At 58.8% G+C, this 26,051-nt stretch carries 24 protein-coding genes and 1 riboswitch; of the genes, 21 read left to right on the forward strand and 3 right to left on the reverse strand.

The window, feature by feature from the left end:
* Positions 1–49: 49 nt before the first annotated feature.
* Positions 50–349: a hypothetical protein gene (locus tag AOP6_RS01835; RefSeq protein WP_155874930.1), complete on the reverse strand. Its 300-nt coding sequence runs from the start codon at positions 347–349 to the stop codon at positions 50–52.
* 1,730 nt (positions 350–2,079) lie between these two features.
* On the opposite strand from AOP6_RS01835, the gene AOP6_RS01840 reads away from it, so the two are divergent.
* The 8 genes from AOP6_RS01840 to ettA all read left to right on the forward strand — a co-directional run bounded on the left by AOP6_RS01840 (position 2,080) and on the right by ettA (position 11,056).
* A complete protein-coding gene (locus tag AOP6_RS01840) occupies positions 2,080–3,393 on the forward strand; it encodes an integron integrase (protein WP_225897324.1) in 1,314 nt (437 codons plus the stop codon).
* Positions 3,394–3,511: 118 nt separating this feature from the next.
* A complete protein-coding gene (locus tag AOP6_RS01845; RefSeq protein ID WP_213194715.1) occupies positions 3,512–4,024 on the forward strand; it encodes a GNAT family N-acetyltransferase in 513 nt (170 codons plus the stop codon).
* Positions 4,021–5,151, forward strand: a complete 1,131-nt coding sequence (locus tag AOP6_RS01850; RefSeq protein ID WP_155874943.1) for a M20/M25/M40 family metallo-hydrolase — start codon at positions 4,021–4,023, stop codon at positions 5,149–5,151. Before AOP6_RS01845 ends, AOP6_RS01850 begins: the two co-directional genes overlap by 4 nt.
* A 136-nt stretch (positions 5,152–5,287) precedes the next feature.
* On the forward strand, positions 5,288–5,728 hold the full coding sequence (locus tag AOP6_RS01855; protein ID WP_155874944.1) for a tetratricopeptide repeat protein: 441 nt from the start codon (positions 5,288–5,290) through the stop codon (positions 5,726–5,728).
* Positions 5,729–5,804: 76 nt separating this feature from the next.
* Positions 5,805–7,451, forward strand: a complete 1,647-nt coding sequence (gene glpD / locus AOP6_RS01860) for a glycerol-3-phosphate dehydrogenase (RefSeq protein WP_155874945.1) — start codon at positions 5,805–5,807, stop codon at positions 7,449–7,451.
* Entirely contained in the window at positions 7,448–8,953 is a 1,506-nt protein-coding gene (locus tag AOP6_RS01865) for a leucyl aminopeptidase (RefSeq protein ID WP_155874946.1), read from the forward strand. The genes glpD and AOP6_RS01865 overlap by 4 nt, the downstream gene beginning before the upstream one ends.
* Positions 8,954–9,048: 95 nt before the next feature.
* A complete protein-coding gene (locus AOP6_RS01870; protein ID WP_155874947.1) occupies positions 9,049–9,213 on the forward strand; it encodes a hypothetical protein in 165 nt (54 codons plus the stop codon).
* A gap of 163 nt (positions 9,214–9,376) precedes the next feature.
* Entirely contained in the window at positions 9,377–11,056 is a 1,680-nt protein-coding gene (ettA, locus tag AOP6_RS01875) for an energy-dependent translational throttle protein EttA (RefSeq protein WP_155874948.1), read from the forward strand.
* Between the two features lie 767 nt (positions 11,057–11,823).
* Here the strand turns inward: ettA and AOP6_RS01880 are convergent.
* Positions 11,824–12,945: a homoserine O-acetyltransferase gene (locus AOP6_RS01880; RefSeq protein ID WP_225897325.1), complete on the reverse strand. Its 1,122-nt coding sequence runs from the start codon at positions 12,943–12,945 to the stop codon at positions 11,824–11,826.
* 97 nt (positions 12,946–13,042) lie between these two features.
* A riboswitch (SAM riboswitch) is annotated at positions 13,043–13,150 on the reverse strand.
* A 213-nt stretch (positions 13,151–13,363) separates the two neighbouring features.
* Positions 13,364–13,804, reverse strand: a complete 441-nt coding sequence (locus tag AOP6_RS01885; RefSeq protein WP_155874950.1) for an Rrf2 family transcriptional regulator — start codon at positions 13,802–13,804, stop codon at positions 13,364–13,366.
* A 150-nt stretch (positions 13,805–13,954) separates the two neighbouring features.
* On the opposite strand from AOP6_RS01885, the gene gluQRS reads away from it, so the two are divergent.
* The 13 genes from gluQRS (at position 13,955) to hisA (ending at position 26,015) form a co-directional block, all read left to right on the forward strand.
* Positions 13,955–14,893: a tRNA glutamyl-Q(34) synthetase GluQRS gene (gluQRS, locus tag AOP6_RS01890; RefSeq protein ID WP_225897326.1), complete on the forward strand. Its 939-nt coding sequence runs from the start codon at positions 13,955–13,957 to the stop codon at positions 14,891–14,893.
* Positions 14,894–14,951: 58 nt separating this feature from the next.
* The gene (locus tag AOP6_RS01895; protein WP_155874952.1) at positions 14,952–15,779 is read left to right on the forward strand and encodes a hypothetical protein; all 828 of its coding nucleotides are present in this window, start codon (positions 14,952–14,954) and stop codon (positions 15,777–15,779) included.
* A 429-nt stretch (positions 15,780–16,208) separates the two neighbouring features.
* Complete coding sequence (rho, locus tag AOP6_RS01900) at positions 16,209–17,456, forward strand: transcription termination factor Rho (RefSeq protein ID WP_155874953.1); 1,248 nt, start codon at positions 16,209–16,211, stop codon at positions 17,454–17,456.
* A 117-nt stretch (positions 17,457–17,573) separates the two neighbouring features.
* Entirely contained in the window at positions 17,574–17,777 is a 204-nt protein-coding gene (gene rpmE / locus AOP6_RS01905; protein WP_155874954.1) for a 50S ribosomal protein L31, read from the forward strand.
* Positions 17,778–17,934: 157 nt separating this feature from the next.
* Positions 17,935–18,621 carry an FAD-dependent thymidylate synthase gene (gene thyX, locus AOP6_RS01910; protein WP_155874955.1) on the forward strand — a complete coding sequence of 229 codons (687 nt, stop codon included), beginning with the start codon at positions 17,935–17,937 and terminating at the stop codon, positions 18,619–18,621.
* Between the two features lie 49 nt (positions 18,622–18,670).
* Positions 18,671–19,738 (forward strand): peptide chain release factor 1, encoded by a 1,068-nt coding sequence (gene prfA, locus AOP6_RS01915; protein ID WP_155874956.1) that lies wholly within the window; start codon positions 18,671–18,673, stop codon positions 19,736–19,738.
* Between the two features lie 2 nt (positions 19,739–19,740).
* A complete protein-coding gene (prmC, locus tag AOP6_RS01920; protein WP_155874957.1) occupies positions 19,741–20,589 on the forward strand; it encodes a peptide chain release factor N(5)-glutamine methyltransferase in 849 nt (282 codons plus the stop codon).
* A 61-nt stretch (positions 20,590–20,650) separates the two neighbouring features.
* Positions 20,651–21,904, forward strand: coding sequence for a UDP-N-acetylglucosamine 1-carboxyvinyltransferase (gene murA, locus AOP6_RS01925; RefSeq protein ID WP_155874958.1), 1,254 nt, complete (start codon positions 20,651–20,653; stop codon positions 21,902–21,904).
* 45 nt (positions 21,905–21,949) lie between these two features.
* On the forward strand, positions 21,950–22,612 hold the full coding sequence (hisG, locus tag AOP6_RS01930) for an ATP phosphoribosyltransferase (protein WP_155874959.1): 663 nt from the start codon (positions 21,950–21,952) through the stop codon (positions 22,610–22,612).
* A gap of 30 nt (positions 22,613–22,642) precedes the next feature.
* Positions 22,643–23,932, forward strand: coding sequence for a histidinol dehydrogenase (gene hisD / locus AOP6_RS01935; protein WP_155874960.1), 1,290 nt, complete (start codon positions 22,643–22,645; stop codon positions 23,930–23,932).
* Between the two features lie 10 nt (positions 23,933–23,942).
* The gene (gene hisB, locus AOP6_RS01940) at positions 23,943–24,533 is read left to right on the forward strand and encodes an imidazoleglycerol-phosphate dehydratase HisB (protein ID WP_155874961.1); all 591 of its coding nucleotides are present in this window, start codon (positions 23,943–23,945) and stop codon (positions 24,531–24,533) included.
* 1 nt (position 24,534) lies between these two features.
* The gene (gene hisH, locus AOP6_RS01945; protein ID WP_155874962.1) at positions 24,535–25,164 is read left to right on the forward strand and encodes an imidazole glycerol phosphate synthase subunit HisH; all 630 of its coding nucleotides are present in this window, start codon (positions 24,535–24,537) and stop codon (positions 25,162–25,164) included.
* A gap of 119 nt (positions 25,165–25,283) precedes the next feature.
* Positions 25,284–26,015, forward strand: a complete 732-nt coding sequence (gene hisA, locus AOP6_RS01950) for a 1-(5-phosphoribosyl)-5-[(5-phosphoribosylamino)methylideneamino]imidazole-4-carboxamide isomerase (RefSeq protein WP_155874963.1) — start codon at positions 25,284–25,286, stop codon at positions 26,013–26,015.
* The last annotated feature ends 36 nt before the right edge of the window (positions 26,016–26,051 follow it).

The following is a 26,051-nucleotide window of genomic DNA, read 5'->3' on the forward strand; positions in this document are numbered from 1 at the left end:
GAACTTTTATGAGAAGCACCGCGGTTTAACCGTCCGCTTGATTTGATTGTTAGGCGTTGTATTTATTTTGGTAATATTTTTCGACTTCAGCACATGCCTTAAAAAAACTTTTTGAAACGTCCCAGTCACTCACACCCTGAAGAACACCAATTCCTGAATTTGAGATGCGTGGGAGTTCCCCTGAAATTGCCATCTCTCTTATTCCATTTAAATATTGAATTATCTTTTTACAATGTTCGGCAAGCAGATCATTTTTTGTTTTTTGAGCGGCCAGAATTTCTTTTTCAGCTTCCAAAATCGCAACATCTATTATGGAGACAAATTCTGACGTTATCTTTTCTATGTTCATTTAAACGCCTAACGGTTCATGATAACCGGCGGCGACGCGAAGTTTCGGCCACCACCGCAATTTTAGATTTTGCTTTTTCGTTTAGCACAGACGTATTTTCCGTCCGGTTGATTAAGTTGTTAGGTTCGTACGCAGAATGTAAATAATAAGCGTAATCGGAAATAAGATCGTAATGAAAATGGATGAAAACGCTATGAATTTAACTTGTTGTCTGATTTTCCAAATGCATGGATCACTCTGTAAAAATGATCTGTTCTTCTTACGGAAAAAGTAGATAAATTTTTCTGGTTCCTGCTGAAATTCGAAAGCGGCCGGAATGTCTTTTTTGGCAACTTCGGGATATTTATTTCTAAATTTATAGAACAACCGATGGCTTTGGATGAAAAGTGCTATCCAATGCAAAAGAATTAAGACAAACATTGATCCTATAAGGTTATTCAATTCTTTAAACCTAACGGTCGTGATAAGCGGTGGCGACGCGAACTTGCGTGACCTGACGCTATTTGATTTTGCTTTTCGGGAAGCACCCAGCCCCATTCCATCCGCTTGATTATATTGTTAGGCCATGGATTGGAACCAGAAGAAATAGTAAGATTAATGTCGCCGCAATTGTAACTATTGTTTTGTAATATATATTCGGAGAATATACGAGCATGACATAGGTCATGCCCCACGAAATAATTAATTTTATTATGGTGTTTAACATAAATACCGATGGAACTTCTAAAAATACCTTTTCAATGTACGTAAGGATTAAAAAGTTCACTATTAGCAGAATACACATGTAGACCTTGATTAAACATATAACTTTTCGCGATATTTTTATCATTATTATATTGGCCTAACGGTAAAGATAAGCGGCGGCGATGTAACCTGCGAGTACCACAGAACTTTTATCGAGAAGCACCGCTGTTTGCCCGTCCGCTTGATTTCTTGGTTGTATTGCCGTTTCTTCCTGCCAGGATCAATTCAGCAGACCCTTGGTTGATTTGCCCTTAATGCCTTTTTCCCTATTTATATTTCAATTGAGCTGATCGTTTTCGAAGGCGCCATACATTTTCGGGAAGCTGCTCAGATCGATTTACCTAAATTGCCTCTATTTCAATTCAAGCAATACAACGGATAAGGGTAACCGGCTGCGACGTGCCGGGACAATTTAGTAGAGGCCTATTCGGGAAGCACCCCTGTATATTCAGTCCGTGTTCACCCTGGGGTTAGCCGTCTTTTGTACTTGGAAATTTGTAACCTATTTTCGTAAATGAGAGTTTGTAGCTCAAAGGATGGGTAGGCTTTAGTACCAGGCCGCAAGAGGTACAGTTGTTCCCACGGGTACCAATCGAACCACCCCAATCAGCGCCACACTTCGGGCATGGTGCCCCTTGGTACCAGCGATGAACCCTATAGATTATTACGATAAATACAATAAAGGACAATATGTCCGAAAAAAGGCCAAAATTGAAGATTTTTGAAATTGGCCAAGCAACTAATAGCTGATATGGGATGAATAGAAAAATTGATGCAATCAGAATTTTCTGCCTGCGCCATATTTCGGCTTTGCCTAATTCAATGTTTTTATCTGATTGATTCATGTTTTGGCGGCTAACAGGGATTAGGCGGTAACCGGTATATCGGATATGCCGGTTACCGGAATATTGCTTGAAATTTCCAGTAAATCCAGTATGTTGAAAATTAGAAAAAATTCATTGTAAATTTCAACATCTGGAGGGGGTATGTCTAAATCTATTGGGGGTGGTGCGTCTGAATCTCAATTCTGGCGAAACTATCAAAATATTTTGGTTCAGAAACAGGTCAATCCGCAGCATTTTCAGTGGTATGTCAAATGGTGTCAGCAGTTTACCAAATTTATTGGCGCATTGCCATTAATGGATTGCCAACCCGCACATGTCTCGGTTTTTCTCGATAACCTGAAGTCAAACAGGGATATCGAGGAGTGGCAGTATAGTCAGGCTCGTACGGCTTTGTGGTACCTGTTCCGTGATTATCTGAAGATTTCCTGGGCTGCAGATGGCCAGAGGAGTCGAGCGGTACCTCAATATCCTTCAAGACCTCCGGCTCTTTCCGAAGCCCATCAGGCAACGCTGAAGAAGCTGCGCAGCACTCTGGTCGGCCGTCAGTATGCCAAACGCACGGTAGGTGCCTACCTGGATTGGGCGACGAGGTTTCTGGGCTACTATCCCCATCGAAAAATTGCCGATCTGGATGCCGCTGCCGTCAGGGCTTACCTGTCCGATCTGGCTGAGACGCACAACGTGGCGGTCAATACGCAGAAGCAGGCTCTCAATGCTCTGGTCTTTCTTTTTCAGGAATCGGAAAAAATTCCCTTGGGGGATTTTTCCGACTTTGCCAGAGCCAGAAAGCCCATCAAGGTGCCGGTGGTGCTCTCACGCGATGAGGTTTCGGCTTTATTGCGAGAGCTGCCCTCCCCGTTGTCTTTGATGGCCAACTTGCTCTATGGGGGTGGAATGCGTCTCATGGAGGTGATCCGCTTGCGCATCAAGGATGTGGATTTTGCGCTGGGCCAGATTGTGGTGCGCGATGGCAAGGGGCGCAAGGATCGCATCACCATGCTGCCTGAAATCTGTCTTGATCCCCTTAAGCAGCAGATTGCCGAGGCTCGCCTGATTCATGCTCAGGATCTGGACAAGAACTACGGGGAGGTTTGGCTGCCCTCGGCCCTGATAAAAAAATATCCCGGTGCCGCCCGGGACTGGCGCTGGCAGTACGTCTTTCCGGCATCGCGGATGAGCGTCGACCCCGAGAGCGGCAAGGTGAGGCGTCATCATTTTGATGAGTCGGCGGTGCAGCGCGCGGTCCGTGAGGCTGCCCGCCAGGTCGGCCTGAGCAAGACGGTGACGCCCCACACCTTGCGCCATTCCTTTGCGACCCATTTGCTTGAGTCGGGTTATGATATCCGTACGGTACAGGAGCTTTTAGGCCACGCGGATGTCGCGACGACCATGATCTATACCCATGTGCTGAGCCGGCCGGGTATCGGGGTGCGCAGCCCTTTGGACGCGGTATGAAGCTGCTGTTTGCGACGCTTTGATGGCGAGGCCGAATCGCCGGCAAAATCCCTTTTTGCCAACGGCCGCGCCCTCTGGTATATTTTCTGCCTACTTCCATTTTTTCCAGAGGTTTCCCATGGCTGCCGATGCTGACCAGCAAGACGACGACCTGCGTATCCGCGAGATAACCATCGATGATTTTCCGGTGGTCTTTCATATTGGGGAAGAGTTGTTTACCTCTGATTACTCGCCCAGCATGTATCGCACCTGGGACGAGTACGAAATCACCACCCTTTACAATTCGGACAGCGAGCTGTGCCTGGTGGCGGAATACCGGGGATTGATTCTGGGCTTTGCCCTGGGCACCACGGTGGCGAAGAGCAATTCGGCCTGGAAATACGGCTACCTGGTATGGCTGGGGGTGAAGCCGGGCATCCAGAAGGGCGGCGTAGGTTCGGCGCTATTCAAGGAGATCAAGCGGCGCATGCGCGAGCAGGGGGTGCGCATGATTATTATCGATACTGACGCCGATAACGTGGCGGGTATCCGCTTTTTTGAGAAGCAGGGTTTTGGTAATCCTCAGCAGCATGTCTACATGACCCTCAACCTTTCACGCAAGAGCAAGCGCAAGAGGATCAAACCTATATGAGTGATCGCCTGGAGCGCGTATGGCACGCCATCAACCCGGCCCGTCTGCGCACGACGTTGATGGAGATGCTGGAGATCTATTCGCCGGCGGGCAAGGAGGAGGATGTTCAGCTCTACCTGGAAGAGTTTCTGCAGCGGGCGGGATTTGCCGTGGAGCGGCAGGAGGTGGAGGAGGACCGCTTCAACTTGCGGGTGACGATGGGGAGCGCGCCGCCGCGCCTCTACCTGGTCGGTCATGTCGATACGGTGCCGGCCTGGGATCTGGAAGAGTTCGAGCCGGTGGAAGAGTGGGGTGTGGTGCGTGGCCTCGGTAGCGCCGACATGAAAGGGGGCTGCGCCGCCATGGTGGAGACCTTTTTGGCCCTGGCCTCCCTGCCGGAGACGGAGCGGCCGCCGGTAGGGCTGCTGCTGGTGGTGGGCGAGGAGGAGAACGGCGACGGCAGCGCGACTTTTTTGCAGACCGAGACGCCGCCCTGGGTGGTGATCGGCGAGCCGACCTCGCTGGCGCCCTGCTTCAGCCATTACGGTTACCTGGAGGCGGGGCTGGTTACGCGTGGCCGCCGTATCCATTCCTCACTGCCCGAGCTGGGCCACAACGCCATCGAGTCGATGCTGCGGGTGCTCCTGCACCTGGGGCGCCATCCTCTGTTCAGTCGCGAGACGCCGGAGCTGGTCTATTCCATCCGCGAGCTCAGTTCGGCGCGGGCCGGTTTCGTCGTGCCCGACCGCTGCGAGGCCTGGATCGACATCCACCTGCCGCCCGAGGTTGATCCGGCCGCCGTGCGGCAGGAGATGGAGACACAGGTCGAGGAAGCCACGGGCTTCGTGGACAGTCTTGAGATCGAGATGACCTTCACCTTCGATTCCCGCGGCTACCGCCTGGCCGTCGACAACTGGCTGTCCGGGGTGCTGGAGGACGTCTATCCGCGCCTGAATCTGCCCCTGCAGCATGACGCCTTCCGCTCCCATTCGGACGGCAACCTCTTTTTCGAGGCCGGCGTGAAGCCCCTCATTCTCGGCCCTGGTTCCCTGGAAACGGCCCACACGCCCGATGAACAGACGACCCTGGGACAGGTCGAGGACGCCGCCCGTATCTACGCCGCCCTCTGTCTGGCGGCGGAGTCATAGAGCCTGCAGCAGACAAGGGCATGAGGGGACGGTAGCGAACCCCTTGCATTAGAATCATTTTTTTCTTATGCTCGTACAATCCGGCGATGAAGCCGGGATAAATGGCAGTTTCCCTAAATGAATAAGAGGTGAGTGTATGACAGCAGAAACCAAAGACATGATCAAACGGGGGATTGACGCCGCCGAGCGCGGCAATATGGTGGAGGCGATTCACCTGCTGGAGCATGCGGCCAAGGACGCCAAGACGCCCATGGTACGGTCGTATCTGGCGTACTGTCTGGCGCGGGAGCACCGGCAGCTGAAGCAGGCGGCCAGCATGTGTCACGAGGCCATGCAGCTCGAACCGAACAACCCGGTGCACTATCTCAACCTGGGCCGCATCTACATTCTGGCTGACCAGAAGTATCGTGCCATTCAGACGTTTCGCAAGGGGCTCAAGCTGGGGCGTAATGCCCGCATCATGGCCGAGCTCAAGAATCTGGGGCTGCGCAAGCCCTCTGTCTTTCCTGCCCTTTCCCGCGACAACCCGCTCAATAAATTCCTCGGCATTTTGTCCTCTAAACTGGGAGTCCGTTGACCGGCGGCCGCTCCCTGTGGACGCAACGCTTCTTTTCTTCAACCGGTCAAGGCACCGGTGACAGGGGGACCAGGTCATGACGGACAGGGATGAGTACGCCAGTGTTCGCTGGCAGCGCGATCTGACGCGTCTTGCCGGCCGGCGTTTCGACGCGCTCATTATCGGTGGCGGCATTAACGGCGCCGGGCTGGCTCGGGACCTGGCCCTGCGCGGCTTGCAGGTGGCCCTGGTGGAGAAGAGCGATTTCGCCTCGGGTACCTCGAGCACCTCGACCAAGCTCATCCACGGCGGCCTGCGCTATCTGGAAACCTACAGTTTTCATCTGGTCTTCGAGTCCCAGCGAGAGCGGCGGACTCTGCAGCATATCGCTCCCCACCTGGTGCGACCCCTTTCTTTTCTTATCCCCGTCTACCGCGGCGATCCCCGTCCGCTCTGGATGATCCGGGCTGGCCTCACCCTCTACGATCTGCTCGCGCTTTTCCGTAACACCCATCGTCACAGCATCCTTTCCGCCCGGGAAGCTTTGCAGCAGGAACCGGTGCTGCAGGACGCCGGTCTGGTCGGCGTGGCCCGGTATTGGGACTGTCGCATGGACGACGCCCGCCTCTGTCTTGAAAACGTGCTGGCGGCCGTGGAGGCCGGCGCCGAGGCGGCCAACTACGCTGAGGTGGTGGAGTTGGTCAAACGGGAAGGGCGCACCTGCGGCGCGATTGTGCGTGATCGGGAGAGCGGCGCCGAACTGGAGGTGGAGGCCGAGGTGGTGGTCAACACGGCCGGCCCCTGGCTGGACAAAGTCTGTGCCCTGGATGGCGACACCGACAACAAGCTGCGCCCGACCCGGGGCACCCACATCGTGGTGCCGCGCATCAGTCGGGGAGGCGAGGCGCTCTACCTGAGCTCCAAGAGCGACGCCCGTCTTTTTTTCGTCGTTCCCTGGGGTGATTATTCGCTGGTGGGCACCACCGACGTGGACTATGCCGGTGACCCTGACGCGGTGACGCCGACAGAGGACGATATCGATTATCTGCTGGCCGAGTCGGGCCGTCACCTGCGTGATCACCAGCTGCAGCGCCAGGATGTGCTGGCGGCCTTTGCCGGTCTGCGCCCCCTGGTGGCGGAAGAGTCGGTGAAGGCTTCCCGCGTCTCCCGCGAACATCGCATCTTTGTTTCCCCCTCGGGGCTGATTTCCGTCGGTGGCGGCAAATATACCACCTATCGTGCCATGGCCGCCGAGATGGCCGACCTGGTCGTCAGGCGCCTGGGGCGGGGACAGCCGGACTGCCGAACCGCCCGTCTGCCGCTGCCGGGCGGGAAGACGGGCGACTTCGACGCCTATGTTCAGGATCGCCTTGCCGCGCTCTGCGGACGCAGCGGGCTGTCGCCGCGGGTCATGGAACACCTGCTGGGCATTTACGGCAGCCGCATCGACCAGGTGCTGGCGCTGGGCCGCCGTGAGCCCGGTCTGCTGCAGCCGGTTGTCCCCGGCTCAGCGCTGCTGGGGGTACAGGTGGCTTACGCCGCTGACTTTGAGCTGGCCCGCACGCTGGAGGACGTTCTGCGCCGCCGCAGCAACCTGGCCCTGGAAGAGGGGCGTGGGCTGGCTGAAGCGGAGGCGGTGGCCGAACTGCTGGGAACCCGTCTGCAGGTGCCGGCGGCGAGGCAGCAGGAATGGCTGCAGAACTACCGTCGCGTCACTAATGGCCAAGGAAAGGAAAAAGCATGAATCTGGTTCTGAAAAAGGGTTCTCCTCTACAGCAGAAGACGGCCTGTCTGGTGCTGGGGGTTTTTGAAGGCAAGTTCAAGACGCCCTTGCTCAAGGAGCTCGATCAGGCGCTGGATGGCGCCCTGGGGCGGGCTGTGCGGGACGGTGAATTCACCGGCAAGGTGCGCGAGACCGTTCTTTTTCATCCCGGCAAGGCCCTGCTGGCGGAAAGAGTGCTGCTGGTCGGACTGGGCAAGGAAAAGAGCGCCGGCCTCGAATATCTGCGTCAGGCGGCGGGAACGGTGGTCGGTGTCCTGCAGTCGCGCCGCGTCACCTCCTTTGCCTGCAATTTCCTCAGTCTCCCTGTGCGGGGAGGTGATCTGACGGAGCGGGCGCAGGCCGTGAGCGAAGGCTTGCTGCTGGGGACGTATCGTTTTGATCGCTTCCGCACGGAGAACGGCAAGGAGCTGCCTCCCCCCATGAAGGACGGAGTGCTGCTGGTGGAAAAACAGGCGGAGGTGACCGCTGCCCGCCGGGGACTGGATGAAGCGCGCGCCATCTGCCGGGGCGTCTGTCTGGCCCGGGATCTGGTCAACGAGCCCGGCAACGTGAAATCCCCCGAATATCTGGCCGAGACGGCCCGCTCCCTGGCCGCGGAAGCAGGCTTCGCCGTGCGGGTGCTGGAGCGGCCGACCCTGGAACAGGAGGGTTTCGGTGGCCTGCTCGGCGTGGCGCAGGGGAGTGAACGTGAGCCCCGCTTGATCGTCATGGAGTACAGCGGCGGCAGCGCGGAAGCCAAACCGATCGTGCTGGTGGGCAAGGGCGTGGTTTTTGATGCCGGCGGTATCTCGCTCAAGCCGGCGGAGAAGATGGATGAGATGAAGATGGACATGGCCGGAGCCGCCGCTGTGCTGGGGACCTTTCAGGCCGTGGCGGCGCTGAAGTTGCCCGTCAACCTTGTCGGCATCGTGCCGGCGGTGGAGAACATGCCCTCGGGTTCGGCCATGCGTCCGGGGGATATTCTCACCTCCCTGTCCGGTCGTACCATCGAGGTGCTCAACACCGACGCCGAGGGACGCCTGATTCTGGCTGATGCCCTGACCTGGGCCAAGCGCTACGAGCCGCGTCTGATCATCGACCTCGCCACGCTGACGGGAGCCTGCGTCATCGCTCTCGGTCACCAGGCCACGGCGGTGCTGGGCAACCACGATGGTCTTATCCGGCAGCTCATACGGGCCGGCGAAAGCAGCGGCGAGCGCCTCTGGCAGCTGCCCCTGTGGGAAGAGTACGCCGCCCAGCTCAAAAGCGAGGTGGCCGACATCAAGAATACCGGAGGGCGACCGGCCGGGACCATCACCGCCGCCGCCTTTCTGCAGAAGTTTGCCGAGGATACCTGCTGGGCGCATCTGGACATTGCCGGCACGGCCTGGGAGGAGAAGGGGCGGCCCTACGTACCCAAGGGGGGGACAGGGGTCGGCGTCCGCCTCCTCGTCCATTATCTCAAAACGGCGACAGGAGCTTAGAAGTCCTTAATTCCGCGACAAAATTTCGCATGAGGCCATTGACAGGGCCAGCAGGCGTGCTACCTTTTAATTAAGATTTAAAAACGAGGTGGCCGATGCTGAGATACTGCGCTTGGTGCGGAAAATACCAGGGTTACGTGGTGGGAGCCGGGTACCAGATTCGCAAGAACTTGAGCGAGATCGACACGGCGACCATCTGTGTCACCTGCATGGCCAAGGTTATGGGCGAGATACCGCGATCCTGGCGGCACAAAAGCTGAAACCCGGCCTGCATCACAATCAAAAAAGGGGATACGCCTCGGGGTAGGTGTGTCCCCTTTTGCGTTGTCCCCGGGGAACCCGTCACCGTGAAACAACTGTTGACACCTCAAGGAGCAACCTGTAAAGATTGGGCACATTTCAAGGGGAGGTAAAGGCCATACCATGAGCAACGAAGGCAACAAAGTCATCTATTCGATGATCGGCGTCAGCAAGTTCTATAACAAGAAGCCGGTCCTCAAGGATATCTATCTGTCCTACTTCTATGGCGCCAAAATCGGCGTCCTCGGCCTCAACGGCTCGGGCAAGAGCTCGCTGCTGCGCATTCTGGCCGGGGTAGATAAAGATTTCAACGGCAAGACCATCCTTTCGGACGGCTACACTGTCGGCTATCTGGAGCAGGAGCCGCTTCTTGACGACAACCGCACCGTGCGGCAGATCGTCGAGGAGGGCGTGCAGGAAACCGTGGATCTGCTCAAGGAATTCGAAGAGATCAACATGAAGTTCGCCGAGCCGATGAGCGACGATGACATGGCGGCGCTCTGCGACCGGCAGGCCCAGGTGCAGGAAAAACTCGACGCCCAGGACGCCTGGGATCTCGACTCGCGGCTGGAGATGGCCATGGACGCCCTGCGCTGTCCGCCCGGGGAGGCACAGGTTGCCGTCCTCTCCGGCGGGGAAAAGCGCCGCGTGGCTCTGTGCCGTCTGCTGTTGCAGAAACCGGACATCCTGCTGCTGGACGAACCCACCAACCACCTCGACGCCGAGACCGTCGGCTGGCTGGAGCAGCATCTGCAGCGCTATGCCGGCACCGTCATCGCCGTCACCCACGACCGTTATTTTCTCGACAACGTCGCGGGCTGGATCCTGGAGCTGGACCGCGGCGAGGGCATTCCCTGGAAGGGCAACTATTCGTCCTGGCTGGAGCAGAAACAGGAGCGCCTGCGTCAGGAGGAGAAGGCCGAATCGAACCGGCAGAAGACGCTGGAGCGCGAACTGGAGTGGATCCGCATGTCCCCCAAGGGGCGTCATGCCAAGGGGCAGGCCCGCATCAGCGCCTACGAAAAACTGCTGGGCCAGGAGAACGAAAAGCGCTCCCAGGATCTGGAGCTTTACATTCCGCCGGGGCCCCGTCTCGGCAACGTGGTCATCGAGGCCCAAGAGGTCAGCAAAGCCTACGGCGAGCGTCTGCTGGTGGAGAACATGACTTTCAACCTCCCGCCCGGCGGCCTCGTCGGCGTCATCGGTCCCAACGGCGCCGGCAAGACGACTCTGTTCCGCATGATCAGCGGGCAGGAACAGCCCGATACCGGCAGTATCCGCATCGGGGATACGGTGAAGCTGGCCTATGTCGACCAGAGCCGCACCCTTGAACCTGAAAAGACCATCTGGCAGGAGATCTCCGGCGGCCAGGAACAGATCCAGCTCGGCAAGCAGCTGATCAGCTCCCGCGGCTACGTGTCCCGCTTCAACTTCTCCGGTTCTGACCAGCAGAAGAAGGTCGGCAGCCTCTCCGGCGGCGAGCGCAACCGCGTGCACCTGGCCAAGATGCTGCGCGAGGAGGCCAACGTGCTGCTGCTGGACGAGCCGACCAATGACCTTGACGTCAACACCATGCGGGCGCTGGAAGAAGCCCTGGAGAACTACGCCGGCTGCGCCGTGGTCATCAGCCATGACCGCTGGTTTCTCGACCGCATCGCCACCCACATCCTCGCTTTCGAGGGGGACAGCCGTGTGGTCTGGTTCGAGGGGAACTATTCGGAATACGAGGCCGACCGCAAAGCCCGCCTCGGCGCCGCCGCTGACCAGCCCCACCGCATCAAGTACCGGCAGCTCACCCGCTGAGGTTTCATCATTCGCTCAACACAAAACGCCCATCCCGTCGCTGCCGGGGTGGGCGTTTTTTTTGGGTGCGGAAGACCATCTTGGTTCGCTTGGAGTCTTGGCAAAGCAATCTACCACCAAGGCACCAAGCCACCAAGAAGACCATCAAACTCCAACTGAACACAGGGTCTGGTTTCTGCCACACAAGCAAGATTTTCTTCGTGCCTTGGTGTCTTTGTGGTGAAAAGCTTTACCGTCAGGCTTCAGACGCCAGACGGTCGAGAAACTCCACCGCCAGGGGAGTAAACTTTTCCGGTTCCACCAGGAAAGAATCGTGGCCGTAGTCCGAGTCGATGAGGTTGTCGCTAGATTCTCATGGTGCTTTGGCAAAAGACATTTACCACCAAGGCACCAAGCCACCAAGAAGACCATCAAACTCCAACTGAACATAGGGTCTGGTTTCTGGCACACAAGCAAGGTTTTCTTCGTGCCTTGGTGTCTTTGTGGTGAAAAGCTTTACCGTCAGGCTTCAGACGCCAGACGGTCGAGAAACTCCACCACCAGGGGGGTGAACTTTTCCGGCTCCACCAAAAAGGAGTCGTGGCCGTAGTCCGAGTCGATGAGGTTGTCGCTAGATTCTCATGGTGCTTTGGCAAAAGACATTTACCACCAAGGCACCAAGCCACCAAGAAGACCATCAAACTCCAACTGAACACAGGGTCTGGTTTCTGGCACACAAGCAAGATTTTCTTCGTGCCTTGGTGTCTTTGTGGTGAAAAGCATTACCGTCAGGCTTCAGACGCCAGACGGTCGAGAAACTCCACCACCAGGGGGGTGAACTTTTCCGGCTCCACCAAAAAGGAGTCGTGGCCGTAGTCCGAGTCGATGAGGTGATAAGCGACCGGTTTGTCGAGGCGGGTGAGGACGTCGACCACCTCTTCGGTCTGGGAGGGCGGGTAGAGCCAGTCGGAGGTGAAGGCGAACCAGAGGGAGGGGCACTGCAGGTTGGCCAGGGCTTCTTCGAGTCCGTCGAAATTCCAGGCCACGTCATAGAGATCGAGAGCCTTGGCCAGGTAGAGGAAGGAGTTGGTGTCGAAGCGGTCGACAAAGCTGCTGCCGTTGTATTCGAGGTAGCGTTCCACCTCGAAACGGCCGAAAAAGTCGAAGAGGCCGTCGCGGGCGGAGAAACGGCGGCCGAATTTCAGGTGCATGGAGGCGTCCGAAAGAAAGGAGACATGTCCCACGGCCCGGGCCAGGGTCATGCCGTCCGCCGGCGGGTGTTCGGGCTTGTAGTTCCCCTTTTTCCACATGGGGTCGTTGAAGATAGCCTGCCGGGCCAGGGAATTGAGGGCGATGGCCATGGGTGAGGTGCGGCCGGTACCGGCGATGGGGATGATGGAACGGGGGACTTTCGGGTAGAGGATGCCCCACTCCAGCGCCTGCATGGCGCCCATGCTGCCGCCGATGACGGTAACCAGGGAAGAGATGTCCAGGTGATCGAGGAGCAGCTTCTGGGCCCTGACCATGTCACGCACCATGAGGACGGGAAAGCTGAGGTTGTAGGGGCGTTCGGTGCGGGGGTTGAGGCTGGTCGGGCCGGTGGAACCTTTGCAGGAGCCGATGACGTTGGAACAGAGGACGAAGTAGCGGTTGGTGTCGAGGACCTTGCCGGGGCCGATCATGTCGTCCCACCAGCCGGGCTTGCGGTCCTCTTCCGAGTGGCGGCCGGCAGCGTGGGCGTCGCCGGTCCAGGCGTGGGTGACCAGGATGGCGTTGGAGCGGTCGCGGTTAAGGGTTCCGTATGCCTCGTAGGCCAGGGTGATGGGCCCAAGGACGCGGCCGCTTTCGAGCTTCAGCTCGACATCAAAAGTGACCGATTCGGTTTTGACCAGGCCGATGGATTGATTCAACGCGCGACACCCTTTGATAAAAAAGGCCCCTTCCCAGGGTGACAGGAAGGGGCCTTGACGATACGGAAAAAGATAAGAGCGTATCTTTCGGGCTCCGTCCTCATCTGTCCCTGTTACAGGGCAGGAATTAGCACCTGGCATCCGTTTTCACGGATCGGTTGCTGTGGCTTCACAGGGCCTTTCCCTCCACCACTCGCGATAAAGACGATGCAATTGTGCTTGGGACTCTAACGAATCATGGATAGTTTGTCAAATGCATTCGTCGCGGGGAAAAAGAGCGTAAGGCCGGTCCGTTTGCGTCGGGGCCATCTGGGGCGTATAATAAAAACAGATACAAGATTTGGGAGACCTGGGAAGGTTTCCCTGTTTGCCCTGGACGACTCGCCCTCCTGGTCTCCAGGGTGTTTTTTGTTCAGATTCAGCGGGGAGGGCTGGTGAGTTCCTGGAGATTGTTCTTCTCCTGAAGGGCAAGGTCGGCAAAGGTGTAGCTCTTGAGTACGGCGATCATCTTATCCTGGACTTCCTGCCAGGCGCCATGAACGGGACAGAAGACGTCACGGGAACAAGCGCCGTTCTTTTCCAGGCAGAGGTTCAGATGCAGCGGCCCTTCTTCGGCTTCGACAATGTCCAGCAGGGTCACCTGGGTAGGATCCTTAGCCAGGTAGAAGCCGCCGCCGACTCCCCGCTGCGAGCCGACGATGCCCGCCTTGATGAGGGGTTGGAGTACTTTGGTGAGAAAGGCTGGCGTGATATCCTGCGTTTGGCAGATATCCTTCTTGTAGACAATCTCTCCTTCGGGCTGCTTGGCCAGAAAAAGCAGGGCCCTGATAGCGTACTCTGTGGCGCGGGTGATAACCAAATTGACCTCCTATTGATAACCGTATGGGTTATGGATACCTGCCGGATGGCGTTTTGTCAATGGCAAAGGCTTGCCATGCCGCAAAGGGCAATCTCTTGACAGGGCCTCGGCACCCGGGCATGATCTTCCCTGATGCGCGATAATATATTCATGAAGCCTGACAAACTCTTGCAGACAGTCGGACGCTTTGCCCCCAGTCCCACGGGTCCTCTGCATTTCGGTTCCCTGGTAGCGGCTGTGGGCAGTTACTGCCTGGCCCGGCGTGACGGGGGTAAATGGCTGGTGCGGATCGAGGATCTGGACAGGCCCCGAGAGGTGGCGGGCGCGGCGGATCTCATCCTGTCGACGCTGGAAAGGCTCGGTTTCGAGTGGGACGAACCTCCCGTTTACCAGAGCCGGCGTATTGCCCGCTACAAAGAGGTGCTGAAGCGGCTCCAGGCGGGTGGCCATGTCTTCCCCTGTGCCTGCTCGCGACGAGAAATCCTGGCCAGCGCTCCCCATCCGGGCGAAGAAGGGCCGGTGTACGCGGGTACCTGTCGCCAGGGTTTGCCTCCCGGGCGTTCGCCCCGTTCTCTACGGTTGCGGGTTCCGGGGGATTCCCTGCTCTTTGTCGATGGCGTCTTCGGTGAGGTGGAGCAATGCCTGGCCAGTGCTGTCGGCGATTTTGTCCTGCGCCGGGCCGACGGTCTTTTCGCCTATCAGCTGGCGGTGGTGGTCGACGATGCCGACAGCGGCGTGAACCAGGTGGTGCGCGGGGCGGACCTGCTCCATTCCACCCCCCGGCAGATTTATCTCTATGCCTGTCTGGGCTGGCCGGTACCGCGATATGTTCATCTGCCGCTGGCATTGAATGCGGGCGGCGACAAGATCAGCAAGCGTCAGGGCGAGGCTGCCACCCATCATGTCGGAGGCGACGGCAGGGTGCTCGCCCAGGCCCTGCGCTTTTTGGGGCAGGAGGTTCCGGCCGAGCTGACGCAGGCACCACCCGGGGAAATTCTGCGCTGGGGCGTGGAGCATTTCTGCCTGGAAGCTGTCCCCCGTGAGAACCGTATCGCCTGCATTGATGAGGCGGCAGCTGTCTGTATCTAAGAGGTGCTTTTTAAGACGTGGTTTGAAGGACTGAACGTAAAAGAAAGGGAGTAAGGCTATGCGCAGGATGTCTCTGTTGTTGATCTTTGTGCTGCTGGCTGGCTGTGGTGGCGGTTATTTCAAGGTGCCCAAGGAGGAATACCAGGCACGCGTCCGTACCCTTGGCGTCCTGCCGCTCCTGGTGGACGAGAGGGCTTCGCTGCGTCACCCTGACGAGGGCCTTATCTTCGAGCTCCTTCAGCGGGAGAATGCCGGTAAGGAAGAGCTGCTCGTCGAGGAACTGCGCGCCCAAAAAGCTTATTTCGATGTGCGTCGCATCGACGGGCATCCGCAGGACCTTTTCTATGGCCTGGTAAGGGGCAGCTCCCTGGGTGGCCAGGGCAAAACGAGTTATCGGCGCTATGCTTTCGATGCCGAGGCCGTCCGAAATCTCACGGACGGACATGTGGTGGATGGCCTGCTGGTGGTTGTTCTCAATGGGTTGCAAAGGCCGGAAAAGCGCTGGGACCGGACCCGTCTGAAATATCTGGAGGCCGACTACAGCGCCATTCAGGTCTCGGCCGCTGTCGTGACCCCGACGGGTGAGGTGATCTGGGAATATCCCAGCCCGCCGGGCAGCGAGTTTCTGCCCCTGCAGTATCCCGACTTTGATGAGGCCCATTACAACATGGCCGAGGCCGTGGCCATCAAGGACATTTCCGTCAAGGGGCTGCGACGGGCTTTGCAGGAGCGGACAGGAGGATTGCTGGGCAAGGGGAAGGACCCTCTGCTCTACCGGAAGCTTTTCAGTGATCTCGCCGGTCAGTTGCAGCCCGCCACCTTCCAACTTCCCGGCAAAACTGCGGCTGAGCCTGCACCTCCGACGGGGAGCCAGGCACGTCCCTAGGTAAAAACCCCCGGGAGCCCGTCGGGCTCCCGGGAAAGACGTGGAAAAATGACGATAGCGTATGACGATTGTGTATTGACATCACCGGACAAAGATAGTAGATAGTTTGAGCAAGTTTATCCATCTAGTCTCCCCAGGTTCGCCTATACTTCGATTTTCACTCCGTCGGGACAGCCCGGTTAGCGTCATTTTCATATAAAAAGAGGTCTGCTTCGTCCAAATTTTGAGTGTGGACATCCAGCTTTATGGAAACGTTGACGGGAGGCCCTGTCGTTCCATCCTTTTTCCCATACCATTCCTTTATTAAAAAGCTAATCCATAGATTGAAAATCACATATTTAAAACATGCTTATGCCAGTGGTGCGTTGCGGGACCTTTCCTTGTGAAGGGGCTGCTTTCTGCCGTGCGCGGTAGTGTCAAGGAGAAAAAATGAATCTCAAGGAACTCAAGGACAAGAAGATTGCCGATCTGGCGGCGATCGGTAAGGAACTGAAAATCGAAGGGGCGGCGGGGATGCGCAAGCAGGACCTGATCTTTGCCATCCTCAACTCCACGGCAGAGAAAAACGGCGCCATCTTCGGCGAAGGGGTTCTGGAGATTCTGCCCGACGGGTTCGGGTTCCTGCGGGCGCCGGACGCCAACTATCTGCCCGGTCCTGACGATATCTACGTTTCTCCTTCGCAGATCCGTCGCTTCAACCTGCGCACCGGCGACACGGTTTCCGGCCAGATTCGGCCTCCCAAAGAAGGGGAGCGCTATTTCGCCCTGCTGAAGGTCTCCGAGGTCAACTTTGAAAACCCCGCTGTGGCCCGCGACAAGACTCTTTTCGATAACCTGACGCCACTCTACCCGGAGGAGCGCATTCTCCTGGAGACCACCAGTGACAACCTGCCGATGCGGGTCATGGACCTGGCGGCCCCTATTGGCAAGGGGCAGCGCGGCCTCATCGTCGCCCCGCCACGCACGGGCAAGACCATGTTGCTGCAGAATATCGCCAACTCCATCACCACCAACCATCCCGAAGTCTACCTGATCGTGCTGCTTATCGATGAGCGTCCGGAGGAGGTTACCGATATGCAGCGCTCGGTCAATGGCGAGGTTATTTCCTCGACCTTCGACGAGCCGGCCACCCGCCACGTCCAGGTCGCCGAGATGGTCATCGAGAAAGCCCGCCGCCTGGTGGAACACAAGCGGGACGTGGTCATTCTGCTCGATTCCATTACCCGTCTGGCCCGCGCCTATAATACGGTGGTACCGCCTTCCGGCAAGATCCTTTCCGGCGGGGTTGATTCCAACGCCCTGCACAAGCCGAAGCGCTTTTTCGGGGCGGCCCGCAACATTGAAGAGGGGGGGAGTCTGACCATTATCGCCACCGCCCTTATCGACACCGGCAGCAAGATGGACGAGGTCATTTTCGAGGAGTTCAAGGGGACGGGCAACATGGAGCTGCAGCTCGATCGTCGCCTGGTGGACAAGCGCACCTTCCCGGCCATCGACATCAACAAGTCGGGCACGCGCCGCGAAGAGCTCCTGCTCGATCCGACTTCGCTACAACGTATCTGGCTGTTGCGCAAGGTGCTTTCCAGTATGAACGTGGTCGACAGCATGGACTTTCTGCTGGAAAAGCTGGCCGAGACCAAAAGCAACCAGGAATTTCTCGATTCCATGAACCGTTAGCCGGGTTCGGCAAGAAATCGCTTGCAGGGCAGGGGGTAAAAATGGTATGAACTCCTTTTGCCTGAAGTGCGTGAATAATACCAGCCTGTACTAAGCCAGGCTCCAAGGAGAAAAGACATGAAAGACGGAATTCACCCCAAGTACGAAGCCGTGACGGTCAAGTGCCACTGCGGCAATACCTTCGAAACCCGCTCCACCCGCAAGGACGAGATCACCACTGAGATCTGTTCGGCCTGCCATCCCTTCTACACCGGTAAGCAGAAGCTGATCGACACCGCTGGCCGTATCGATCGTTTCCGCAAGAAGTACGGCACCAAGTAGTCTGCAGGAGGCGGCCCTGGAGGGCCGTTTCTTTTTTCTCGGACCGGGTGGAAATCCACCCGGTCTGTTGTCGTTTTTTCGCCACCATTCTGTGCGCTTGGAACTCCCCGTCCCTGGCTGTCACTGGCATCGGGCGCGGCGGGGATGTTGAGGGATTATGCTCGTCCAGCTGTTAACCCACACGCCTGAACCGGAACAGGTGGTCGCCGCGGCGGCCCGACTGTGCTATTCGGCCTCTTCGGTGGCTGATCTCATGGAGAAGAGCCGCCACGACCGCGACGACCTGCTGCGTAAAATCCTCTCCCTCGGTCACTTCTCGGTCCTTGAACACGTTTCCTTCACTTTCGGGGTGGAGGGCATCAGCCGTGCCTGTTCCCACCAGCTCGTCCGCCATCGCCTGGCTTCCTACTCTCAGCAGAGTCAGCGTTACGTGTCTCACGAAAAGCGTTTCGCCGCCGTCACTCCCGACACCATTGCCGCGCAACCTGAATTGCACCAGCGTTACGATGCCCTGTTGGAAGAGACCCATCGGGTCTACTGCGAACTGCTGGCGGCCGGCATCCCGGCAGAGGATGCCCGCTTCGTGTTGCCCAACGCGGCCGAAACCAAGATCGTGCTCACCATGAATGCCCGTGAATTGCTGCATTTTTTTGAGCTGCGCTGCTGCCGTCGGGCCCAATGGGAGATCCGCCTTATGGCCATTGACATGCTGCGGCTCGCGCGTCAGGCCGCCCCTTTGCTCTTTGCCAAGGCCGGTCCGGGCTGCCTGCAGGGGGTTTGCCCCGAAGGGAGCATGACCTGCGGCCAGATCACGGAAGTCCGGCGGGAATTCGAAGCCCTGTAACCCCCGCGGCCCGGGGCATGTCTCGACGCGCAAGGGCTGTCAGGAAACAATGTTTACCAAACTCGAAGAAGTGGTCGATCGATTTCAGGAAGTGGAGGGTCTGCTCTCCGATCCTTCCATCATGGCCAATCAGGAGAAGTTCCGGCAGCTCACCAAGGAGCATGCCGACCTTTCCGAAGTGGTCGAAGTCTATCGTGAATACAAGAAGGTGACCGAGGAGATCGAGGGGAACCGCGAGCTGTTGCGGGATGCCGACACCGACCTGCGGGAGATGGCCCAGGCCGAACTGCCCGAACTGGAAGAGCGGCGCGAGGCCCTGGACCAGCAGTTGATGGTTCTACTGCTGCCCAAGGACCCTCGGGACGACAAGAACGTCATCCTGGAAATCCGTGCCGGTACCGGCGGAGACGAGGCCGCCCTCTTTGCCGGCGACCTCTTTCGCATGTACTGCCGCTACGCCGATCAAAAAGGCTGGCGGGTGGAAATCATGAGTGAGAGCGAGTCGGAAGCCGGCGGCTTCAAAGAAGTCATCGCCATGATCAGCGGCCAGCGTGTCTATTCGCGTCTCAAGTATGAGAGCGGTACCCATCGCGTCCAGCGGGTTCCCGAAACGGAGGCCCAGGGGCGCATTCATACCTCGGCCTGCACCGTCGCCGTGCTGCCCGAAGCCGAAGACGTCGATCTCGATATCGATCCCGGTGATCTGCGCATCGACGTCTACCGTGCCTCCGGCGCGGGCGGACAGCATGTCAACAAGACGGAGTCGGCTGTGCGCATCACCCATATTCCCACCGGTGTGGTGGTGGCCTGCCAGGACGAGAAGTCCCAGCACAAGAACAAGGCCAAGGCCATGAAGGTGCTCAAGTCGCGGATTCTCGACGCCATGCAGGCGGCGCAGGATGCCAAGATGGCGGCGGACCGTAAAAGCCAGGTTGGCAGCGGCGACCGCAGTGAGCGCATCCGCACCTACAATTTTCCCCAAGGGCGCTGTACCGATCACCGCATCGGTCTCACCCTCTATCGCCTGGACGCCATCATGCAGGGCGATATCGACGAAATTGTCGATGCCCTCAGCACCCACTATCAGGCGGCGGGCATGGCCAACCAGGAGGGCTGATCTTGTCCGAAACCTGGACGGTGCTCAAGGTGCTGCAGTGGACGACGGGATATCTGCAGCAGGCGGGCGTGGAAAATGGTCGTCTCGATGGGGAGCTGCTCCTGGCCGCCGCGCTGGGGCTGGATCGGGTCGGTCTCTATCTCAACTACGACCGACCCATGGCGCCGGCGGAGCTGGAGGGCTTTCGTGAGTTCGTCAAGCGACGGGCGCGGCGCGAGCCTCTGCAATACATTCTGGGCACGACGGAGTTCTGGTCGCTGCCTTTCAGGGTAAGTCCGGACGTGCTTATTCCCCGGGCCGATACCGAGATCCTGGTGGAGGAGGCTCTGAAAAGAGCGGGTGGGACCAGCACGATTCTCGATGTGGGCACTGGCAGCGGCGCCATTGCCGTGGCCATGGCCCATGAACTGCCGGAATCCCAGGTGGTGGCGGTGGACTGCAGCCCGCAGGCGCTGGCCGTCGCCCGGGACAATGCCGTTTTGAACGGAGTGGACGGTCGCATATCCTTCCAGGAGGGCGACCTTTTTGACCTGAAATCCGCTGAGTACGATCTGATTCTTTCCAATCCGCCCTATATTCCGGCGGCGGATATTCCAGCGCTGATGCCGGAAGTGCGGGATCACGAACCCCGGAGCGCTCTTGTCGGCGGGGATGATGGCCTCGAGGCCTATCGGGCTCTGGCCCGGCAAGCGCCGGCTCTGCTCAAGGCGCGGGGCTGGCTGCTGGTGGAGGTCGGTATCGGTCAGGCCGAGGAGGTGGCCGCCTTGCTGAAGGCTGCCGCATTGACCGATATTTCGGTGCGCGCCGACTATGCCGGCATTCCCCGTGTGGTGGGCGGCCAGAAACCTTGAGGATTAACATCCTGTCACCACAGGGCGGGTGGCGGGAAATCAACGGAAACGGAAACGGACGTTGCAGAAAATTATCATAGAAGGAGGCCAGCGCCTCAAAGGAGAAGTTCGGGTCAGCGGTGCTAAAAATGCGGCGCTCCCCCTGCTCTTTGCTACCCTGTTGACGGGTGGAAGGCACCGGATCGGCAATGTGCCCGATCTGCGGGATATCGACACGGTGGAAAAACTGCTGACGATCCTCGGCGCCGAGGTCCGTCGACAGAACGGTACTTTCGTCGTCGACTCTTCGTCAATCCAGAGCGAGGAGGCTCCCTACGACCTGGTGCGCACCATGCGTGCCTCGGTCCTGGTGCTGGGACCTCTGCTGGCTCGCTTTGGCCATGCCCGGGTCAGTCTTCCCGGCGGCTGCGCCATCGGTGCCCGGCCCATCAATCTGCATCTCAAGGGATTTGAAGCCATGGGCGCCCAGATCACGCTCGATCACGGCTATGTCGAGGCGCGGGCGAAAAAACTCAAGGGCGCGCGCATCTATCTCGACAGCCCCACCGTCGGCGGCACCGAGAATCTGATCATGGCGGCCTCGCTGGCCAAGGGAACCACCGTTATTGAAAATGCCGCCCGTGAGCCGGAGATCGTCGATCTGGCCGAGGCGCTCATCGCCATGGGTGCCCGTATCGACGGCGCCGGCAGCGATACGGTGACCATCGAAGGGGTCGATGAGCTGCGGCCCATGGATTACCAGGTCATGCCCGACCGCATTGAGGCAGGCACCTTTCTGGTGGCCGCCGCGATGACCCGGGGCGACGTCCGCGTGGTCGGGGCGCAGGCCGCGCATCTCGAAGGGGTGCTCAGCAAGCTGCGCGAGGCAGGGGTCGAAATTACCGAAGAGGATGGCGCCTTGCGGGCACGGGGGCCGCGCCGGTTGCAGCCCATCCAGATCAAGACGCGGCCCCATCCCGGCTTCCCCACGGACATGCAGGCCCAGTTCATGGCGATGATGGCCATTGCCGAGGGCACCAGCGTCGTGGTGGAGAATGTCTTTGAGAACCGCTTCATGCATGTCTGCGAACTGCAACGCATGGGCGCGGATATTTCCATCGAGGGGCACACCGCCACGATCCGCGGCTGCAAGACTCTCATGGGCGCGCCAGTCATGGCGACGGATCTGCGGGCCAGCGCTTCCCTTGTTCTGGCCGGCCTGGCAGCGGAAAATACCACGGAAGTCTCCCGCATCTATCATCTGGATCGCGGCTACGAGGGGATCGAAGCCAAGCTTCGGCTGCTGGGCGCCCGCATCGACCGCGTGCCGGCCTAGCGGACGGTCTTCTTTGCCGTTTCTTTTTTCAGAATAGGGTTGATTATGAGCGATACCATCACCTTTGCCCTGCCCAAAGGGCGCATCATGAAAGACTCCATGGCCCTTTTCTCCCAGATTGGCATTACCTGCCCGGAGATGGAGGAGGGGAGCCGCAAGCTGATTTTCGAGAACAGGGAGAGTCGTTTTCGCTTTATGGCGGTGCGGGCCACGGACGTACCCACCTACGTCGAGTATGGCTGCGCCGATGTCGGCGTGGTCGGCAAGGATACGCTGCTTGAGCAGGGCAAAGATCTTTACGAGCCCCTCGATCTCAAATTCGGCTACTGCCGCATGGTGGTGGCGGAACCGAAGGAGCTGCAGCGGGAGGACGATCCGGCCAACTGGTCCAACATCCGGGTGGCTACCAAGTACCCCAATATCACCGAACGCTACTTCGCCTCCAAGGGGGTGCAGGTCGAACTGATCAAGCTCTACGGCTCCATCGAGCTGGCACCGCTGGTGGGATTGTCCGAACGCATCGTCGATCTGGTCTCTACCGGCGCGACCCTGCGCGAGAACGGCATGGTCGAGGTGGAGACCATCACAGAGGTCACCACCCGCCTCATCGTCAACCGCGCCAGTCTCAAGACCAAGCACCAGCGCATCACGCAGATTATCGAAGGCCTGGAGAAAATCATCGGCGACGAAGCCCGCATTTCGTTGTAAAAGTTCGACGGCCGGGCAGGAGAGTTAAGCATGCAGATGTTGCGATTCAGCGATGCCGATTTCAAGGCATCCTTTCAAGCCATTCTCGATCGGGGCGAGTCGACCCAGGCGGATGTCGAAAAGGTCGTGGCCGACATCATTGCCGACGTCCGTCAGCGCGGCGATAAGGCTCTGTTCGACTACACGTCCCGCTTCGACCGTCTTACCTTGAGCGCCGACACCCTGGAGGTCAGCGCCGAAGAGATCGACAAGGCAATGGCGGCTGTCAGCGCCGAGTCCTTGCAGGCTCTGCAGCTGGCGACGGAGCGCATCGCCGCTTTCCACCGCAAGCAGAAGACGGAGACCTGGCTCTCCACCGATGAGGAGGATGTGCTCCTCGGGCAGATGGTGCGGCCGCTGGACCGGGTGGGCATTTACGTCCCGGGCGGCAAGGCCGCTTATCCCTCTTCGGTGCTGATGAATGCCGTGCCCGCCAAGGTGGCCGGCGTGGCCGAGGTCATCATGGTCGTGCCCATGCCCGGTGGCGAGGTGAACCCCCATGTGCTGGCGGCGGCGAAGCTGGCCGGCGTCGATCGCATCTTCAAGGTCGGTGGCGCCCAGGCTGTGGCTGCGCTGGCTTACGGCACTGAAACGGTTCCCCGCGTCGACAAGATCACCGGACCAGGCAACATCTACGTGGCCACGGCCAAGCGCCAGGTCTTCGGGCGGGTCGATATCGACATGATCGCCGGGCCCAGCGAAATTCTGGTCATCAACGACGGTTCGGGCGATCCCGCCCATATCGCGGCCGATCTCCTCTCCCAGGCCGAACACGACGAACTGGCCTCCTCCATCCTCATCACCACGGATGAAAGCTTTGCCGGACGCGTGCGCGACGAGGTGGAAGCGCAGCTGCGCCAGCTCTCCCGCCAGTCCATCGCGCGCCAGTCCATCGACGATTTCGGTGCCATCATCCTGGCGGAGACGCTGCAGGAAGCCATTGATTTCAGCAACCGCATCGCTCCGGAGCATCTGGAGCTGGCCGTCGACAATCCTTTTGAGATTCTCCCCCGCATCCGTCATGCCGGGGCGATCTTTCTCGGGCACCATACCCCCGAGGCCGCCGGCGACTACCTGGCCGGCCCCAACCACACCTTGCCCACTGGCGGGACCGCCCGTTTCTTTTCTCCCCTGGGCGTGGACGATTTCGTCAAGAAGTCGAGCCTGGTGGCCTTTTCCCGGCAGGGATTGCAGCGCCTGGGAGATGAAATCATTCATATCGCCGAACTGGAAGGGCTGCAGGCCCACGCCCGTTCGGTATCCATCCGTCTGAAGTCATAGGGAGTTGCCCATGTCTCGACAAGCCAGTATTGACCGCCAGACCAAGGAAACCCAGATTCAGCTGAGCCTGGAGATCGACGGGAAGGGGCAGAGCCAGATCGCCACCCCCGTCCCCTTTCTCGACCACATGCTGACTCTGTTCGCCCGCCATGGCTTTTTCGATCTGAGCGTCGCCGCCAAGGGGGATATCGAGATCGACGCCCACCACACGGTGGAGGATCTCGGCATTTGCCTGGGCGAGGCCTTCAAGAAAGCCCTCGGTGACAAGGCGGGCATCCGCCGCTTCGGGCGTGGCACCATGCCCATGCACGAGGCCCTCGCTTCGGTCATTATCGACTTCTCCGGGCGGCCTTTCCTCGTGTTCAATGTGGATATGCCCAAGGCCCAGGTCGGCAACTTCGAGACCGAACTGGTGGAGGAGTTTTTCGTCGCCTTCTGCAATCACGCTGGCGCCAACATCCACGTCAACCTGGCCTACGGCGACAATCTCCATCACATCATCGAGGCGATCTACAAGGCCTTCGGCCGCGCTGTCGATGAGGCCACCCAACGGGACCCCCGAATCGAAGGGGTCCTCTCCACCAAAGGGAAGCTCGAGTAACATGAGCCAGCTCGTTATTATCGATTACGGCATGGGCAATCTGCGTTCGGCCCAGAAGGGGTTCGAAAAGGTCGGTTTTGCCGCCAAGGTGAGCGCCGACCCCGCCGACATCGCGCGCGCCGACAAAGTGGTGCTGCCGGGAGTGGGCGCTTTTCGCGATTGCATGGCCAACCTGCGGGAGGGGGGCTTTGTCGAGCCGCTGCTGGCGCATGTCGCCGCCGGCAAGCCGATGCTCGGCATCTGCGTCGGTTTGCAGCTCCTCTTCAGCGAAAGCGAGGAGTTCGGCCGTCATCAGGGTCTCGGCATTATCCCCGGCAAGGTGGTGCGCTTTCCCGCCGGCATGCGGGAAGGCGGCGAAGAACTCAAAGTGCCCCACATGGGCTGGAACAGCCTGTCCTTTACCCGGGAAGCGCCGCTGTTCAAGGGGATCGAAGCGGGAAGTTATGTCTACTTCGTCCACTCCTACTATGGCGTCCCCGAAGATGCCGCCGTGGTGACGGCAGAGTCGACTTACGGCGACGTGACCTTCTGTGCCGCCCTCTGGAAGGACAACGTCATGGCCACCCAGTTCCATCCGGAGAAGAGCCAGCAGGTGGGTCTGCGGATTCTGCAGAATTTCGGGGAAATGTAAGAGCAGCCTCGCGCCCGCTTCTTATCAGTCGCTTGAGCTCGCGGAGGACACAGAGAAAGACCAGGGCTTTTCTTTTTTCATTCCTCTGGCGCTTTTAACAGATTGTAAAAGGATATTTCATGATCGTCATACCCGCTATCGATTTGAAGGAAGGCCGCTGTGTCCGTCTCGAACAGGGCCTCATGGACAAAGATACTGTCTACAGCGACGATCCTGCCGCTCAGGCTCTCATCTGGCAGGAGCAGGGAGGCGAACTGCTGCATCTCGTTGATCTCGACGGTGCCTTTGCCGGCGTGCCTCGCAACCGCGACGCCATTCGCGCCATTGTGGAGGCGGTGAGCATTCCCACCGAGCTTGGTGGTGGCATACGCGATATGGCTACGGTAGAAGCCTATATCGATCTCGGTATCGACCGCGTGATTCTGGGGACGGTGGCCAAGGAAAATCCAGCCCTGGTTGGTGAAGCCTGCCGCCATTTCCCGGGCAAAATCGTGGTGGGAATCGATGCCAAGGATGGCCTGGTGGCTGTGCGGGGCTGGGCCGATGTCACCGAAAAGAGGGCCAGCGACCTCGCCAGGGAGATGGAGGATTTCGGGGTGGCAGCCATCATCTACACCGACATTGCCCGCGACGGCATGATGCAGGGGCCCAACATCGAGGCCACCCGCCAGTTGGCCGAATCGATCTCCATCCCGGTTATCGCCTCCGGCGGTGTGTCCAGCCTGAAGGACATCGAGAACCTTATGGCGATTGAATCCTCGGGGGTGACGGGGGTGATCACCGGCAAGGCCATCTACACCGGTGCTCTCGACCTGCGTCAGGCCGTAGCGCTGACCCGCAGCCGTACTTAAAAAGAGAACCGATGCCCTTGTAAAGGGCATGGAGCG

This window comes from Desulfuromonas sp. AOP6 (genome assembly GCF_009731355.2).
Taxonomy (GTDB): domain Bacteria; phylum Desulfobacterota; class Desulfuromonadia; order Desulfuromonadales; family SZUA-540; genus SZUA-540.